The sequence below is a fragment of the Henriciella algicola genome, assembly GCF_003576245.1.
Lineage (GTDB): Bacteria > Pseudomonadota > Alphaproteobacteria > Caulobacterales > Hyphomonadaceae > Henriciella > Henriciella algicola.
Genome location: NZ_QWGA01000003.1, coordinates 1,486,798 through 1,503,441, shown reverse-complemented (window position 1 = coordinate 1,503,441; position 16,644 = coordinate 1,486,798). Strand labels below are relative to the sequence as shown.

Annotated in this window: 14 protein-coding genes and 1 other RNA gene; 8 read left to right on the top strand and 7 right to left on the bottom strand. The window is 59.7% G+C overall.

Annotated features, from left to right (window positions below):
* Nucleotides 1–90: 90 nt before the first annotated feature.
* The gene (locus D1222_RS07955; protein WP_119453632.1) at nucleotides 91–2,931 is read right to left on the bottom strand and encodes a TonB-dependent receptor plug domain-containing protein; all 2,841 of its coding nucleotides are present in this window, start codon (nucleotides 2,929–2,931) and stop codon (nucleotides 91–93) included.
* A gap of 261 nt (nucleotides 2,932–3,192) precedes the next feature.
* Between D1222_RS07955 and D1222_RS07950 the strand changes: the two genes are divergently transcribed.
* The 3 genes from D1222_RS07950 (at nucleotide 3,193) to D1222_RS07940 (ending at nucleotide 7,548) form a co-directional block, all read left to right on the top strand.
* Nucleotides 3,193–4,626: a protein adenylyltransferase SelO family protein gene (locus D1222_RS07950; protein ID WP_119453631.1), complete on the top strand. Its 1,434-nt coding sequence runs from the start codon at nucleotides 3,193–3,195 to the stop codon at nucleotides 4,624–4,626.
* Nucleotides 4,627–4,731: 105 nt separating this feature from the next.
* On the top strand, nucleotides 4,732–6,417 hold the full coding sequence (locus D1222_RS07945; RefSeq protein ID WP_119453630.1) for an acyl-CoA dehydrogenase family protein: 1,686 nt from the start codon (nucleotides 4,732–4,734) through the stop codon (nucleotides 6,415–6,417).
* Nucleotides 6,418–6,462: 45 nt separating this feature from the next.
* Complete coding sequence (locus tag D1222_RS07940; protein ID WP_119453629.1) at nucleotides 6,463–7,548, top strand: hypothetical protein; 1,086 nt, start codon at nucleotides 6,463–6,465, stop codon at nucleotides 7,546–7,548.
* Between the two features lie 794 nt (nucleotides 7,549–8,342).
* Here the strand turns inward: D1222_RS07940 and D1222_RS07935 are convergent.
* Nucleotides 8,343–9,809, bottom strand: coding sequence for a phospholipase D-like domain-containing protein (locus D1222_RS07935; RefSeq protein ID WP_119453628.1), 1,467 nt, complete (start codon nucleotides 9,807–9,809; stop codon nucleotides 8,343–8,345).
* A gap of 148 nt (nucleotides 9,810–9,957) precedes the next feature.
* Between D1222_RS07935 and D1222_RS07930 the strand changes: the two genes are divergently transcribed.
* From D1222_RS07930 to D1222_RS07920, 3 genes are read left to right on the top strand one after another with little or no spacing between them, the layout of a single operon-like run.
* Nucleotides 9,958–10,302, top strand: a complete 345-nt coding sequence (locus tag D1222_RS07930) for a hypothetical protein (protein ID WP_119453627.1) — start codon at nucleotides 9,958–9,960, stop codon at nucleotides 10,300–10,302.
* Nucleotides 10,303–10,351: 49 nt separating this feature from the next.
* On the top strand, nucleotides 10,352–11,320 hold the full coding sequence (locus D1222_RS07925; RefSeq protein WP_119453626.1) for a KpsF/GutQ family sugar-phosphate isomerase: 969 nt from the start codon (nucleotides 10,352–10,354) through the stop codon (nucleotides 11,318–11,320).
* Nucleotides 11,321–11,354: 34 nt separating this feature from the next.
* Nucleotides 11,355–11,852 (top strand): DUF2721 domain-containing protein, encoded by a 498-nt coding sequence (locus D1222_RS07920; RefSeq protein ID WP_119453625.1) that lies wholly within the window; start codon nucleotides 11,355–11,357, stop codon nucleotides 11,850–11,852.
* 1 nt (nucleotide 11,853) lies between these two features.
* Here the strand turns inward: D1222_RS07920 and rnpB are convergent.
* An RNA gene (gene rnpB, locus D1222_RS07915) (RNase P RNA component class A) lies at nucleotides 11,854–12,228 on the bottom strand.
* Between the two features lie 98 nt (nucleotides 12,229–12,326).
* Between rnpB and D1222_RS07910 the strand changes: the two genes are divergently transcribed.
* Nucleotides 12,327–12,926 carry a hypothetical protein gene (locus D1222_RS07910; protein WP_119453624.1) on the top strand — a complete coding sequence of 200 codons (600 nt, stop codon included), beginning with the start codon at nucleotides 12,327–12,329 and terminating at the stop codon, nucleotides 12,924–12,926.
* A gap of 3 nt (nucleotides 12,927–12,929) precedes the next feature.
* Here D1222_RS07910 and D1222_RS15860 read toward each other — a convergent pair whose 3' ends face one another.
* A complete protein-coding gene (locus tag D1222_RS15860) occupies nucleotides 12,930–13,472 on the bottom strand; it encodes a low molecular weight protein tyrosine phosphatase family protein (RefSeq protein ID WP_233348568.1) in 543 nt (180 codons plus the stop codon).
* 189 nt (nucleotides 13,473–13,661) lie between these two features.
* Here D1222_RS15860 and D1222_RS07900 point away from each other — a divergent pair, with 189 nt between their 5' ends.
* Nucleotides 13,662–14,600 carry a YhjD/YihY/BrkB family envelope integrity protein gene (locus D1222_RS07900; protein ID WP_119453623.1) on the top strand — a complete coding sequence of 313 codons (939 nt, stop codon included), beginning with the start codon at nucleotides 13,662–13,664 and terminating at the stop codon, nucleotides 14,598–14,600.
* On the opposite strand, the gene D1222_RS07895 is transcribed toward D1222_RS07900, so the two are convergent.
* The 3 genes from D1222_RS07895 to apaG are packed head-to-tail and all read right to left on the bottom strand — an operon-like array spanning nucleotide 14,585 to nucleotide 16,639.
* Complete coding sequence (locus tag D1222_RS07895; protein WP_119453622.1) at nucleotides 14,585–15,268, bottom strand: N-acetylmuramoyl-L-alanine amidase; 684 nt, start codon at nucleotides 15,266–15,268, stop codon at nucleotides 14,585–14,587. The genes D1222_RS07900 and D1222_RS07895 overlap by 16 nt on opposite strands.
* Entirely contained in the window at nucleotides 15,265–16,164 is a 900-nt protein-coding gene (locus D1222_RS07890) for a DMT family transporter (RefSeq protein ID WP_119453621.1), read from the bottom strand. Before D1222_RS07890 ends, D1222_RS07895 begins: the two co-directional genes overlap by 4 nt.
* A gap of 58 nt (nucleotides 16,165–16,222) precedes the next feature.
* On the bottom strand, nucleotides 16,223–16,639 hold the full coding sequence (gene apaG / locus D1222_RS07885) for a Co2+/Mg2+ efflux protein ApaG (protein WP_119453620.1): 417 nt from the start codon (nucleotides 16,637–16,639) through the stop codon (nucleotides 16,223–16,225).
* Between the last annotated feature and the right edge of the window lie 5 nt (nucleotides 16,640–16,644).

Sequence of the window (16,644 nt, the reverse complement as noted above, 5' to 3'; positions counted from 1 at the left end):
CTTGCCCGGATTTGAAACCTCAATCCCAAATGCAGAAAAGGCGGCACCGAAGCGCCGCCTTCTCCTTTTGCTCAGGGTAGTCTCAGAGACCTAGTTGCCGCCGAAACGCTTCGTCAGGCTGATCTTGAAAGTCCGGCCAAACGGATTGTGCGTGTACGGGTCATAGCTCGTGTCGAACTGTGCGAATGGCGGATCTTCGTCGGTGACGTTGACCACGGACAGACCAAGGTCGAGGTCGTAGTCGGAACGCCAGGTGTAGAAGATATCGAAGGTGGTCTGGCTATCGATGTCCGATTCGCCATTGCCCGTGATATCGCCGCGCTCATCCTCATAAGAGCTGATGTAACGCATCACACCGCGAAGGTTGTGGTTGCCGATCATGTAGTTGGCGAACAGGTTCGCCTTGGTTTTCGGCAGCGAGCGGGAGAAGTTCGACCGGTTGAACTGGTCGACACGGTCGCCGCCCGGAATGACCGCGTCTTCGATCTGGAAGTCGTCCACATCGTATTCGATCATATAGGTGACTTCACCACCAACGGAGAACTCGTTCGCGCCGATATCCCAGACCTGCTCGGCACGAAGGTCGATACCAGAGGTCTGAATGTCCGGGCCGTTCACAACATTGGTTGCGATACGTGCGATTTCGTTCGGCGCGTTGGCCCCGAAGCCGTCACCATTGTTATCGTTGAAGGTGATCCGGCTGACGATCGATGCGTCAGCATTACCTGCATTGATAGCTGCGATGGCTGCACTCACGATCGATGCCTGGTCTTCGACGATGATCGGGTCAGAGAAGTCGAAGTTGTAATAGTCGATCGAGGCCGTGAAGCCGTTATTGTTGTCGAACAGGGCACCGATGTTGAAGCTGAACGCCGATTCCGGATCGAGATCCGGGTTACCGAACTGGTCAACCGCTTTGAACGCGCTGGTCGGTGCCACAAATTGCAGCGTGGTGACCTGACCAGACAGCTGGTTCAGCGTCGGGCCGCGGAACGAGCTTTGAGCCGAGCCACGAAGTGCGAGCGATGGGCTCACTTGCCACTTTGCAGCAACCTTCGGGTCGAAGGTCGAGCCGACATCGCCGCCATAGTCCTCATAGCGGACAGCGAACTGCATGTCGAAGTCTTCAAAGAGCGGCACCTGAAGTTCACCGAAGGCAGCATAGATGGTCTGCTCTTCGTCAAACGGGGTGGTGCCCGCAAGGAAGGAGAACGGACCGGTGCCACCTGGACCCGGGTTCTGGGTCAGATCGGTCACTTCGTTTGGAACGGTCTCATAGCCTTCGCGGCGAACCTGCACACCTGCAGCCCAGCCAACTTCGCCGCCTGCTGCCTCGATGCCGCTCATGCCCGAAACCGTCGCGTCAAAGACGAGGAGGTCTGCGGTCACGACCGTACCGACGCCGTCGGTCATCCAGTTCGCAAGCGTTGCGGAGTTCTCAAGACCCGGCACATAGTTCGGGTTAGGCTGTCCTGTGATGGCGTTTGCCTGAATCGCGTTGGAGAACGGGTTGTAGTATTCACAATCGCCCTGGCCCGCGACTGCGCCGGCAGGGATTGCACCGGTATTGGCGTCACCACAGACACCAAAGCCCTGAAGCGCAATGGTCAGACCGTTGATGTAAGTATCATTCGTGACCCGCTCACCTTCGGTTTGCGACCAAGTAAGGGCGGTATCCCAGTTTACGCCGTTCGCGAACTGACCGTCGAACTGCGCGCCGAGGCGATAGCTCTCATAGGTCCGGAAACCTTCCTGCGCGCCGCCTGTGCCGGGGAAGCCGCCCCAGCCATAGGTACGGCCGAGATAGAGCGCGGCAATCGTGCCTGCAGGGAACGCGCCCGGATTGTCAGCACGATACTGCACGAAACCAGGGTGGTTCACCGGGACGACCTGATTGGTCAGGCTCTGCGGCGGATAGGATGGAGATGTTTTCCACTCCGGCACATCGGAATAGCCATACATGGCCTCAAGGTGCATGCCGACGCCATTAGCGAAGTCGCGGTTGTATTCAGAGAAGACCTGATAGCGCTCTTCTTCCTCGACGAGATTGTCGAACTGCAGGAACTGGAACCGGCAGGTGCCGACAACAATACCGCCAACATCCGTACAGCCATTGTCATTGACGGCGCCTGCAATCGGCGCGACGCCTCCGGGCGTGATGCCCAGCGGGATGTAGTAGCCAGGATTGGAGAGCGACGACCAGCCGCCGACCGGGTTCTCAGAGAAAGGCAGGATCGCCCAGTCCTTCTCGAGGAATGGTACTTCGCTGCGGAAGTTGTAACCAACCGAGGTCACCCAGCTCCAATTGTCGCCCTGGAAGCCATAGGCAGCATTGATGTTGTAGTCGCCGTCGGTGCCTTCATAAGTGGAGTAGTCGCCGCCAATCTCGAAGCCGTCGAGTTCGCTGCGCGTGATGAAGTTCACAACACCGGCGATGGCGTCAGAACCGTAAATCGCGGCTGCGCCGTCTTTCAGCACCTCGATCCGGCCGACAGCGGCGGTTGGGATCATGTTGGTGTCGACAAAGAGCTGTGCCTGCTCACCAATCGCATACGGGTGGAAGGTCTGACGGCGGCCGTTGATCAGGACCAGCGTACGGGCTGGGCCGAGGCCACGCAGGTTGATGTTCGACGTGCCTTCAAGGCCGTTCGAGGCGAACTGGTTGGTCTGGCTGTCCGTACCGGACGAGACGCCGAGGTTACGGATCAGCTCGGTAATTGTCGGGTTGCCTTCAAGCTGCAGATCGGCAGCGGTCAGGACGTCGACAGGCAGGGCTGCATCTTCCGGCGTACCGGCGATCGCAGAACCCGTGACGGTGACGGTCTGCTGGCGCAGTGTTTCGTCATTACCGTCTTCCTGGGCATGGGCAGCACCGGTCGCGCAAAGCGCAAGTACCGATGATGCAACCAGCCACTTATTTCCATTTCTCATGAAGTGTTTCCTCCCAAATACTAGACGATCCGCTCTTTTGGCGGCGGACTCCCGTCGATCTCTGCTGATTTGGAAATTGAATTCAATTGCAAATCGGTGCTGCACCGCCGCATGAATTTCCGACTGCATCGATAGCTATGAAAAGTGACAGGTTATTCTTCAGCGGAAGAACGGGAATTCGCTCGCGCGCATCAGGCTTCCCTAGGGTCATTTTTGCCTCTTCTGCTTGCTGCACCCGGCAAAAACTGTCATCAGGCCGCCATGGATTATCAGCCCGCGCCCGCATTCCTTGCCTTGGCTGACGCCTTCGCAGACGCAGCAGAACCCGCACATTTTCGCATGTCCGTGTTGCGATTTCGCAACACTCGATGGGACAAGCGCGTCGGATTAGGGCAGCTGACCCCCGAAAACTGGCTCGCCCATTTCGCAAAATTCGATCCGCTTGCGGACAATATCGAGACGCCGCTCGCCATGCGGTATCACGGCCACCAGTTCGGCGTGTACAATCCGGAGCTTGGCGATGGCCGCGGCTTCCTGTTTGCGCAGCTGCGCGATGATCAGGGCCGCCTGCTCGATCTCGGCACCAAGGGCTCTGGCCAGACGCGCTGGTCGCGCCAGGGCGATGGCCGCCTCACGCTCAAGGGCGGTGTGCGCGAGGTGCTCGCAGCACAATACCTCGAAGCGCACGGCGTAAAGACGTCCAAACCCTTCAGCCTGATCGAGACGGGTGAGGAGCTTGCCCGCAATGATGAGCCCTCGCCTGCCCGCAGCGCCGTGCTCACCCGCCTCTCGCACAGCCACATCCGCTTCGGCACCTTCCAGCGCGCCGCCTCTCTTGGCGAGACAGAGAATCTTGCCCGCCTCATCCGCTATTGCTGCGAGGTCTATTATCCGGACGCCCTCGACGAAGACATTTCGGTCATGGCGCCTGCCCTCTTGCACAGGATAACAGAGCAGACCGCCCGTATGGTCGCGCAATGGATGGCGACCGGTTTCGTCCACGGCGTGATGAACACGGACAATTTCAATATCACCGGTGAGAGCTTCGATTACGGCCCGTGGCGCTTCCTGCCGGAATCCGACCCGAACTTCACCGCCGCCTATTTCGACAGCCAAGGTCTCTACCGGTTTGGCCGCCAGCCGACCCAAGGCCTCTGGGCGGTGCAACAGTTGGCCATCGCGATGTCGCCCGTCTGCGATACGGAACCGCTCGGCGAAGCGCTTCAGGCCTATGAGCCCGCTTATCAGGCCGCGCTTGCCAGCCATAACCTCAAACTCTTCGGGCTACAGTCCTCAGGCGAGCTACATGACGACCTTGTCTGGCTGCAGGTGCTTTATACCTGGATGTCGGAAACGCGTGCCCCGTGGCCGCAGGTCTTCTTTGACTGGTTCTGCGGCAAGGAGAGCGAAACGCGCGCCGAAAGCAGCCCGATCGCGGACATGTATAGAGACGCAGGCTTCGCCCCGGTGAAGGAAGGCCTCTTCGCCCGCACAGCCGATCGCCCCGAACGCCTGTCACACGCCTACTGGCAACGCGAAAAACCCGTCTCCCTTCTCTATGATGAGGTCGAGGCGATCTGGGCCCCGATCGCAGAGCGCGATGACTGGAGCCTGTTTGAACAGACGCTCAAGGACATCGATGCGGCCCGCGAGGCACTCGACATCACTTTTGAACCCTCTGCCCAAAAGGCATAAGCTGCCCCTGCGGCAATAAATGTCGCTGCGCCGCAGCAAAATTTGTGTCAAATGCGCCCCGGTGCGATAGATACATGGCGCAAGAGACGCCCGGAGGGATAGAAAATGGACGGTACAGCTGCAGAAAAGATTTCACCTGTGATGGACGGCCTGCTTCCTGCGATGAAGGAAGCGGTGGTCAGCCTCGAAGCCTTTGGTGAGGACGCAAAGGCCGCGATGCGCGCCCGCCTCGCCCCTGAGGGCAAGATCGACCGCAAGCTGCTCGACCATCATCAGCATTCCGCCCACGGCCTCGCCTGGGTCATCACCTATGTCGAAACGCTGCGCGAGACGGCCGACTGGGCCGACCGCATGACGGCAGAGGGCAAGTTCGGTGAGATCGAACAGCTTCTCTCCCAGATCCTCTTCTCTGAATATTGCGCCCAGCTGATTGGCGGCATTCCGATGAACCAGGGCGAGATCATCCGCCCGGCAGACATCGGCGTCCCCAAAGAGGGCATGCAGCGCCTGTTTGAACCGGCTATCCAGCGCTTCCTCACCGAAGGCAAGACGACCGAAACCATGGCCGCTGCCGCAAAGCACCTGCCAGATGCGCTATCGCGGGCGACGGTGGAAGAAACCGGCCTCGACGAAACCCTCACCATGATCCGCGACCAGTTCCGCCGCTTTGCGACCGAACGGATCATGCCGCACGCCCATGAATGGCACCTCGAAAACGCCTACATCCCGATGCCTGTCGTCGAGGAGATGGCAGAGCTTGGTGTCTTCGGCCTCACCATTCCGGAAGAATTTGGCGGCCTCGGCCTCGGCAAGACCTCCATGTGCGTGGTCTCCGAAGAGCTCAGCCGCGGCTATATCGGCACCGGCTCGCTCGGCACCCGGTCTGAAATCGCAGCAGAGCTGATCCTGATCGGCGGCACCGACGCGCAGAAGGAAAAATACCTTCCGGCCATTTCCTCGGGCGAGATCCTGCCGACGGCAGTCTTCACCGAGCCGAACACCGGCTCCGACCTCGGCGCGCTCAAGACACGCGCAGTAAAAGACGGCGACACCTACAGGATCACCGGCAACAAGACCTGGATCACCCACCCGGTCCGCGCCGACATGATGACCGTGCTCGCCCGCACCGACCCGGCGACCAATAATTTCTCCGGCCTCTCCATGTTCCTGGCTGAAAAGCCGCGCGGCGATGATGAGACCCCCTTCCCGGCAGACGGCATGTCCGGCGGTGAGATCGAGGTGCTCGGCTATCGCGGCATGAAAGAGTATGAGATCAGCTTTGACGGCTTCGAAGTGCCTGCCGCCAACCTCCTCGGTGAGACCGAAGGCATGGGCTTCCGCCACCTGATGGCAACCTTTGAAAGCGCCCGCATCCAGACCGCCGCCCGCGCCATCGGCGTTGGCCAGAACGCGTTTGAGCTTGGCCTCAAATACGCGCTCGACCGCGAACAGTTCGGCCGCGCAATCTTCGAATTCCCACGCGTCGCCAACAAGCTCGTCATGATGGCCGCTGAACTGATCGGTGTGCGCCAGCTCACCTATTATTCGGCCCGCCAGAAAGACTCAGGCAAGCGCTGCGACCTCGAAGCCGGCATGGCCAAACTCCTCGGCGCCCGCGTCGCCTGGGCCGCCGCCGACAACGCCGTCCAGATCCACGGCGGCAACGGCTTCGCCCTCGAATACCCCGTCAGCCGCGTGCTTCAGGACGCCCGCATCCTCAACATCTTCGAAGGCGCCGGCGAAGTGCAGGCCATGGTGATCGCGCGCAGGCTGGTTGAGGGCAGGAACTAAATCTAAACTATATTTCGTGCCGACGAATCGTGCTTTGATTGACGCATGAAGGTGCTAATTTCATACACGGGTGACCAGACGGCCTCGGCACAGATTGTGAAACAAACAATCGGTGAAATAAACGACACGCTGTCCGCCATTGGCGAAGAGATCACGTATCTCGACTGGAAGGAGAATGTCGCTTCTGGACAAGCCGATGAAGCTCAAGCTGTAGTAAATGCACAAGCAGCTGGCTGCGATACCATTATTGCAATAATCGGCTGTCGACTTGGCACCCCAACACAGAATTTCGACTCAGGCACGGTAGAAGAGATCGAAAAATTCTTAAATTCGGCACAAAAACAGAAGGTCAGTTTTAATATTCATGTATTTTTTAATACTCACACAAATGAAGCGCTTCAAATCAAGCCCGAAGAGTTGAAAAAAGTACAAGACTTTCAGGCATATCTCTCCGAAAAAGGAGTGCTTTATCAGCAATTTTCCGATAATATTCGCCTCGCAAAGATAACCCGAACGGGACTTTCGCATGCCATAAGCTCTACGATCGCAGTATTCGCAACTGAAGAATTCGGCGTCACCGAGGCGCTTCAGGAATTCGAGGAACTCGGATTTGAAGATGCTCTCGAGATATCGTATGATAACTTGAAAACTGTTGCTGAACAGATGGAGATGTTAGGCACGCTAGCTAGAGGACTCACGTCAAAGCTCGATCAAATTCAGAAGCGTCCTGAACCGCTAAGACAAGCAGGGCTTAGAGTTGATTTGCCCAACCACTTAGATTCGGCAGCATTGGAAGCAGACCATATAGGTAGCACAATGGCCGAAGCAGCTAGCGCCGCCTATTCTTACGCCTCGATAGCTTTCACCATAGCACTCGAAGATGGAATGGTTTCGTCAAGCTCTCCTGAAGTGCCTCAATTGGTAGGCAGTATGGAACAGGCGTCAGGGAGTCTGGATGGACTCTGCGAAGCTATGGCTACCTCCCTCAAGGCAATAGAGTCTTTTCCGCGAATAAACAGAACCATGATCAGGGCCAAAAAGAGCTATATAACCTCTTTCTCGAGAGTGCTCGGGATTTGTGAAACTTTCAGCTCAGATATTCGAGATTTGGCACGGCAAATTCAATCTTAATCACCTTTTCAGCGCGCTCACCGGTTTTCGGCCTGAAATTGTCGCATATGTTATGCGGGTCGCTATGATTGAAATCCGGGACGAAACAAATCCATCCCCACCCCCGCAAACCCAACCCATACTACACGCCTCCCATCACCAGACAGGGCGGTCCGGACCGACCGGGTGGAGGTGGCTTCGAAGCTGGTCTGTCCTTGGGCAGATCAATCGATCCGGTGGATCGATTGAAAGCTGAGAAGGCCGCGGCAGCGGCTCGCTTGAGAGCCATGCAGCGGAGAGTGCGAAGGTGACCGGTGCTGCGGGCGGGGTGTAACGCCCCTGCCATGTGGTCGGCGTCATGTGGGGTAATCAGTGCTGCGCAGGCTGTCCTGCGTACGAAAATGTTTCCGAGACGGGCCGGGAGTGAGACATCCGAACGGCCGATACCCTTCGCAAGGGCGCGTCCATGGCGCACGCTCTACAGCCACGCCGAAAGGCTGGCATTACATACAGCGTCCACCTTGGACGCGCCCGGCCCTGTCACTTCAGGGCGAGACTGATGCGCACCGCCAGCGGGAAGTCCCGCGTGGCGATATTGGTGTTTGTGGAGCTATTCCCCTCTCCCTCGGGAGAGGGGCTAGGGGTGAGGGGGAGCCACGCCGAGGGAGCATTAAACAGCGGCAGTGATGCGCCTGTGATCATCAATGCAAATCACAGCGCGTGCTGGAAGCTCAGTCCCCCTCATCCCCGGCCCTTCTCCCCAAGGAGAAGGGGGAAGAACAGCGCCGACACGGGAGCAATCGAAAAAAGGAACCCTACTCCGACGCATTCCCCACAAGGTCGCGGATACCATTTACGAGGCGTTCAGCGAGGCCATCGCCCACTTCTTCCGGATCAGCAAATTCATTCTCCGCGAGGATATTCGCCTCTCCATTCACCTCAGCTTCTTCAAAGAGCCGGAGGGAGCGCCCATCGCCCTTAAGCGCTGTGATCGCGCCGATCAGCGACCCGCCGGACGCCTCCAGCGCATCGGCAAGTTCATCCTTGCTGACGTTCAGATGCTCGCTCACGAGATGCGCACGGAGATTGGAAATGGACGCCCTGATCTCGTCCGGCGCATCGCACTGGGAGGCTTCAACGGCCAAGTCGGTCTCGGTGTCGAAGCCCATGGAGCGGTTGTTCAGATTGGAGGAGCCGACGCGGATCAATTCATCATCGAGGATCAGGATCTTCGCGTGCACATAGATTGGCGCCTCGCTGGTCGTCACCGGATAATAGGCGGCGAACCGGTCATGCGGGTCATGCGCCCAGAGATGTTCGAGCATCCGCACGCGCGCCCCGTCCATCGCCTTCTGGCGCAGCCATCCGTCGGCGTTTCGCGGCAGGACGAGCACGATTTCCGGCCCGTCTTCTTCCTGCAGGCGCTCTGCCATCGCATGCACCAGTTTGGCCGAGGCAAGATACTGGCTCTCGATGTAGAGCGTGTCCTGCGCTCTCGCGATGGCCTCAAGATAAAGCGCCTCGATCTCGCGGACTTCATCGAAGTCGGAAAAGCCGGGAAAGGTGCGCGCGAGGGCCACCGGCACATTGCTCCATGTGAGCTCAAGGTCCGGCCAGACAGGGTCATTGTCGCATTTTGGGGGCGGCAGTTTCTCGGCGGTCGAGCGAAGCCAGCGCTCCCGTGCGACGTCGCCAAGAGCGCAGGCAATGTCGCCGGAGACGGCCACGGTCGCATCGTGCCAGGGCTTTGGCATCTCGCTTTCGCCCGGCAGTGTGCGGCATGGCTGATCGTCAAGGTGCTCGCAGGTGTCCCAGCGGCCTGCCGTCATGTCGATGCCGCCGCAAAACGCGATCTGGTCATCGATGACGATGATCTTGGAATGATGGGCCGCGCCGACCGGATGGGTCGAATCGAGCTGGAAGTGGAAGTTGCTGTTGAACCGCACAGGGCGAACGCCGATCGGCACCATGCCGCGCAGAACGGACTGCACGGCGCCGATATTCCATTTCAGCATGTAGAGCTGAAGGCGTTCGCGCTCATTCGTGATCCAGGACAGGAACTCACCGAGCTGGTTCGGGCCATCCAGGGTCTGCTTATCAGGCTCGAATTCGATACGGGTGTCGAAATCCCAACCGATCATCATGATCGTCTTTTCTGCGCTCAGCATCGCTTCCTTGACGGCCCTGAAATAGTCCCGGCCTTCCAGAATGATGCGCAACTTGTCGGCGGTTTCGATGCGTTGGCAGGTTTTTCCCGGAACCAGCAAATTCTCAACAGCCATGTCTACGGCGTCCCCGTTTCCTGCCTTCTGCTTTCTGGTGGCGATAGCCTTCGCCATCCAGTAACGCAGCTGTTGCCACTGGGTTGCCCGGCTTCGCTGCACGGCCCGTTTCTGTCATAAGGCGCACAAGAATTCTGAGGGTATGAGAATGGACGAAGCAGACTGGAACTTCACCGAGCAGCAGGCCGAGACGGTCTATACGTGCGAGCAGCTGCGCGACACCAAGGGCGTCAAACCGCATAGCGAGATCATGCTGGACCTCTTCTTCGTGCCGATCGAAGGCGAAGATGCCCGGCGCGAGGCGTTTGAGAAGGCGCTTGAGACCTTCGGCTACCAGCCGGGCGAGGCGGAAAACGAGAATGAGGTTGCCGCCTCAATCGGGCCGATCCCCTTTACACCCCAGGACATCTGGCTGCATGAGGAACGCACCACGAAGATGGCGCTGGCCCGTGGATACAAGCCGGATGGCTGGGGCTTCGCTGAACCGGAATAGGCGGAGGCCCTGACCAAGAGGGCCCGCGCAAAAGTTGGAGAGACGGCACATGTCATCTGGACCGGAAAACGACCTCGAAACCGCCCGCCGCGTGGTGCAGATCGAGCGCGAGGCGCTGGACGCGCTCTCCATCAGCCTTGATGCAAACTTCTCTGCCGCCGTCGATGTGATTGTCGGCTGCGCGGGTTATCTCATCGTCGCAGGCGTTGGAAAGTCAGGCCATATCGGCCAGAAAATCGCCGCGACCATGGCGTCTACCGGCACGCCGTCTTTCTTCCTGCACCCGACCGAGGCCAGCCATGGCGACCTTGGCATGGTGCGCCCCGACAGTGTTGTCCTCGCCATCTCCTACTCCGGGGAGACGCGCGAGCTGATCGACCTTTTGCGCTATTGCCGCTCTCACAATGTGAAGCTGATCGCGATGACCCGCTCGGCAGACAGCCTGCTTGGCCGCAATGCCGACATCTTGCTGGCCCTGCCCGAGCATGAAGAAGCCTGCCCGAACGGGCTTGCCCCCACCTCCTCCACCACGATGACCCTCGTCATGGGTGATGCGCTGGCGGTGGCCCTCATGGCGCGTCGCGGCTTCAGCCGTGAGGATTTCGGTGCACGCCATCCGGGCGGAAAGCTCGGCAAGGCGCTGCATACGGTCGCTGACTATCTCATGTCCCGCGATGCCTCTCCGCCCGTGGTGAACCAGGACGCAGGGCTGCAGGACGTCATTCAGGCGATTGCCGAAGGCCGCCAGGGCTGCGTTGCCGTGGTCGATGAGGACGGGCGCTATATCGGCATCGTCACTGATGGCGACCTTCGCCGCTATATGCAGGACGCCAGCGAAGCCGGCACAGCGCGCGAAATGATGACGCGCGGCGGCAAGACCTTTGCCAAGGGTGACCGCATCGCGCTCGTCGTTGATGTGATGACCAAGCTTCGCATTTCGAACGGCTTCGTGCTTGAGGATGGCACGCCGGTCGGGATCATCCACACCAAGGACCTTCTAGAGGAAGGCTACATCTAGCAACCGGCCGCGCGCGGCCCATCTCAGGCTCGTCATGGAAACCCTCGACGTCGATATCGTTCACAGCATCGAACTGGCCGTTGCGCCGGTCTTCCTGATTGCGGGTATCGGCGCACTCCTCACCGTGCTGACCAACCGGCTTGGCCGCACGGTTGACCGCTCCCGCGCGCTAGAGATGGAGCTGATGGTCGAAGGCGCGATGGAGAACCATCCACGCTGGCGCTCCGAGATCATCCTGCTGGATCAGCGCATTTCGTGGATCAATCGCGCCATTGTCCTTTCAACACTTGCGATGCTGCTCATCTGTCTGGTCATCGTGACGCTGTTTACGGGACAGCTATTCCGGCTGGATGTCGGGATTCCTGTGTCCATTCTGTTCATCATGACGATGGGCGCACTCATCACTGCGACGGGCAGCTTCCTCTGGGAAATTCACCTCGCCGCCGCCATGATCCGTGTGCGCACCGATGTGCTGCAGCGGGCGAGGCCGGTCGCACGCCCGAAGGTGCGCTTCTGGAAACGCTGGAAATAGGCTGACCAGACGGCCTGTAAGCCGGGTTCTGTCCAGCGCCTTGCGGCGCCTGTGCAGTCATTCCTCTGGGAGCCCTGTCGCCAGGACCCTCACGCGACACACCCGGGGCGCGGGCTGGAAACGGGCCATGCGCACCCCCTATTCGGTCTTGCTCCGGGCGGGGTTTACCATGCCAGGGACGTTACCGCCCCCGCGGTGGGCTCTTACCCCACCCTTTCACCCTTACCCCAGATCAGATCTGGGGCGGTCTGCTCTCTGTGGCACTTTCCCTCGGCTCACGCCGGGCGGACATTATCCGCCGCCCTGTTTCCATGGAGCCCGGACTTTCCTCCAGCATGGCCTTGTGAGCCATGCCAGCGACTGCCCGGCCGTCTGGTCAGGGCCCTATACGCCAGAATGTCCTCCCCCGCCAGATCACCATTATGATCGCGCTGAAGTCGAGGAACATTCAGAGTGAGCAATCGTTGGCAGAGCATGAAAAAGACACTCACATCCTTCGCCGCCCTGTCTGCCGGACTGCTTCTGGTGGGCTGTTCGCCGGGTAGCGATGAGACAGACACTGATGCCAATACTCGCATCGGTGAGGCCCCTATCGTCAATGCGCAGGACAGTGACGAGATCACGGCCTCTGACAGCATGCTGCCAGACGATACCGCCGAGGCAGATCTCGGCGTCACCGGAAGCGACGCCACACTGACTTCGCTTCAGCCGGTCTCTATGCAGGGCGCAGACATGCTGGACGGAGAGCTGCGCTGTTCGTTTCAGGCATCAGATAGCGGCGAACCGCTGCTCGTAGCCGCCGCCGATGTCGACCCTGACGGCCGCGCCACCGCAGCGATCAACAATGCTGGCGCTGACCTGCAGCTTTATGGCGAGCAGCTTGGCGGCTTCAGCGGGCTTGAGGAAGATGGCGGCACGTTTGCCGGAGAAGGCATGGTAATAGTGGTTGAGCTGGGCGACGCCACGCTTGATGGCTCGCAGACCGAACAGACCAGCCAAGCCGCCACCATGACGGTCAACCGGGCAGACGGTGCGACTCGGACCGTCGATGGTGAATGGGTCTGCGGACCGTAGCCGCTACTCGATGTTTTCGAGTAGCGGCGTCACGGCCTGCATCAGCAGCTCCACCAGTTCCGGCTGCATGAATTTGAAGTCGTCCGGAATGCCAAGGACATGCATCCGTTTGAACGCGACCGCCTGACGGAAATCTGCCCGCAGGCGGCGCGCATGCTTGTCTTCCATGCAGATAATCATGTCGGCCCAGCGGATATCCTCCATCTGGACGGCGTGCACCGCATCTCGCGCGGTGCCCGCTGACCTTGCTTCCACGCCTGCCACGCCGCTGAACACCTTCTCGCCCGTGGGGCTGCGAAGGCGGTTCTGCGAGCAGATGAAAAGAATTTTTACAGGCTCAGCGTCCGCCATGATCTTTTCCCATTCATTATGGGGCCAGATCTTGCCTATCTGACGCGCGCGGTGAAGCTTGTTCTTGCGCCAGTAGATTTTCTTCCAGTCCTTCTCGATGCCATAGCGGCGGAAGGACTGTTCGCGATGATTGATGCGTCCATCGAGCTTGCGCGCAAGGGCGCGGCGCTCGGCACGCGAGTTGGGGTGGGACATTGTCTTCCTCAGTGTTTTGCCAGTCGGGTCAGCAGCCGCGGCAATACGAGGGAGACTTCTGGGGCGGGCACATAGCCTTTGTCTGGGCAGAAGGCAAGGAAATCGAGTTTGGTGGCAGGAAGCTATGGCGTCGCGCGCCGGGCTGATCCATGCTGCACGGATCAATACAGCCTATGCAGGGGAGCCCCGATGGAGGCCTGGCTGACAAAACTGCCAATGCCGCAATTCCTGCGGGACTGGATTATCCTTCCGCTATGGCGCGCCATTGTCCGGCTCTCGCGCCCGGAAGTGAGGATCGTGACCGGCGGGATCAGCTTCTACGCGCTCTTCTCCATCTTCCCGCTGATCTATCTCACGCTGACCCTGCTCTTCTCGCTATTGCCGCATGACCTGTCCGACGCACTATCGAACACGGTCGACCAGGTGCTGACCTCTGCCGTTGCCCCGCTCCAGCAGGCTGACCTTGCCACTATTCGCGATTCCACCCCGCAGGGCCTGACGATCCGGGCCGTGGGCGCAGTTCTGGTCGTGCTCTATACAGCAACGTCCGGGGCCAAGGCCGCCATTACCGGTATCCGAATGGTCGCGGGCAGTGAGCGGCGTTCGAACATCATCCGCTTTCAGGGCGTGTCGCTTCTGATGACGACGCTCCTCATCCTCATTGTCTGGCTACTTGGTGCATTGCAGCTTTTGATGTCCTTCGCCACTGAGCGCGAAGGATTCATCGCCTTTTCACTGGCGCGCGACATTTCCAATTTCGCAGCCCAGCTCTGGCTTGGAAAATTCGTCGCCTGCTTTGTGATCTTCTACCTGATCATCTCATTGTCGCTGCACGGACGGATAAATTCGGGTCGCTCCATGATGCTCGGCGCAGCTGCCGGCGCGTTCAGCTGGAGTATCGCGACCTGGGCTTATCACCTCTATCTGCGGATATCGGTTCTCGACACTTTCTACGGCGCGCTGGCGTCGGTGATCCTCGGTTTCATCTGGCTGGTCGTGTCGGTTTCATCGCTGCTTCTGGGCGCAGCGCTCAGTGTCGAATGGTCGAAACTCTTGTCGGAAGAGCCCGCCGCGACCGAAGCGCCAGACGATCTGGCGATTGAAGGCGCAGATCAGACCGCAGAATAAGCGGCCGCCACAGCTGCCGCTACCGCCCGCAGGTCTTCGTCGTCACCGCCATCGATGCGGTCCGGCATCCAGCGGCGCCGGAATGCGGTGATGGCCGCCGGGAGGTCGCTGACGTCATAGCCAATCGCGCGCAGCGATATCTCTGCGGGCTGGTCCGCTCCACCGCTGACCGAAGGCCAGAGCCCGATGCCCGCTTCGGAGAGGCGTTGCCAGGGGAAATGCTCGCCCGGGTCCGCCTTGCGGGCTGGCGCAATATCGCTGTGGCCGACCACACGGTCCGCCGGGATATTCCAGCGGTCTATGATCGCTTTCGACAAGGAAATGACGGCCTCGATCTGCGCGTCCGGATAGTCCGGCAGGCTGCCATCCGGGGCGCGCCAGTCATGTCCACCATTCACGATCTCGATCCCGACAGAGCGGGAATTGAGATCCTCATCGCCCCGCCAGCTGGAAACGCCCGCATGCCATGCCCGTTTGTCCTCATCGACCAGCTGCAGGATTTCGCCGGTCTCGCGCACGACATAATGGGCAGAGACGCCAGCTTCCTTGTCGGTAAGCCGTTCAATCGCCGCGTCGCCCGTTTCCATCCCGGTATAGTGCAGCACCAGCATATCAAGCGCGAACTGGCGGTCATTGAAGTTCGGGCTGGAAAGGTGAGTGATTTTCATTTCACCACACGGGCTTTTTCAGGAATGGCTGCTTCTGGAAGGGATTTGTTCCGGCGCAGGGCAATGACAAATACCCCGCTCAGGGAAATCGCCGCACCGACCACGAGGCGCGATGTCAGCGGTTCGCCAAGCAGGCTGACCGCAAGAACCACGCCCCAGATCGGCGTCATAAGCGTCAGCGGCGAGAGGAGCGAGATATCGTACTTCTTGATGAGGTAGTAGTAAGCGCCATGACCAAAAACGCTGACGCCCAGCACAGCGAACACGGTCGCGGTGCAGACCAGCCAGCCGCCGCCGACAAATGCCTCAACCTGTCCGCCTTCTGTCAGGAAAGAGAAAATCAAAAGCGGGCCAAAGCTGAACAGGCCCAGCCATGCCTGAAGCTGCAGCGCGCTGATCGGCGCCATCTTCTTCATCATGATGCCGCCAGAGGCGCCGATGAAGGCCGAAACAATCACATAGATGAGGCCAAAGCTGACCGAGAAACTGTCTGGATCGAAAGCGATCAGGGTCACCCCCGCAAAGGCCAGCATGATGCCGAGGCCACGCCGCCAGCCGACCTTCTCACCAAGGAACGCCATGCTCATCAGCGTTGCGAACGGAACGCCAAGCTGCCCCGTGACGGACACTGCGCTCGCTTCTGCATTGGCAAGGCCCATGAAGAGCAGCGCGAAATGCACCGCGCCCATACACATGGAAATGCCGAACAGGGTCAGCATCTGTTTTGGCGCCGGGAACAGGAAGGGAATGAGAACTAGCGCGATACCCGCGAAGCGGACGGCCGCAAAGAAGACAGGCGGCACGGCGGCGTCTGCGACAACCCAACGGGTCACCACGAGGTTCAGCCCCCAGACAAAGCAGACGGCGAAGAGAAGCAGGAAATCGCGGAAACCCATGACTGGCGCTCTAGCAGTGTTTCTGCGCCCGCGTCACCGGTTTTCGGCGGGGAAAGGCCTAGCTCGGAAGGTTTTGGTCGTAAGGACTGTCGAGCGAGAAGGCAGGCACGCGCGCGACGAATTCTGCGCCGTCATCCGACACGAACGTATAGCTGCCACTCATCATGCCGGATGGGGCGGCCAGCGGCGCGCCGGACGAATAGCGGAACTTGTCGCCTGGCTCGAGACGAGGCGTCTGGCCAACAACACCTTCGCCGTCGACCGTCTGGCGCCTGCCGAAGCTGTCGATGATGTCCCAGTGGCGAAGCGTCAGCGTCCAGGTCGTGTCGGAGCTGTTTTCCATCTCGATCGTATAGGCCCAGACAAAGCGGCCCTTTGCCGGCAGCGATTCCTCATCGAGGAATTTCGGCGTGACGGCGATCTTCATGCCGTCCGTCACCGCTTCATAGCGGAGGGCCTTTCGAGACGATGCCATATCCG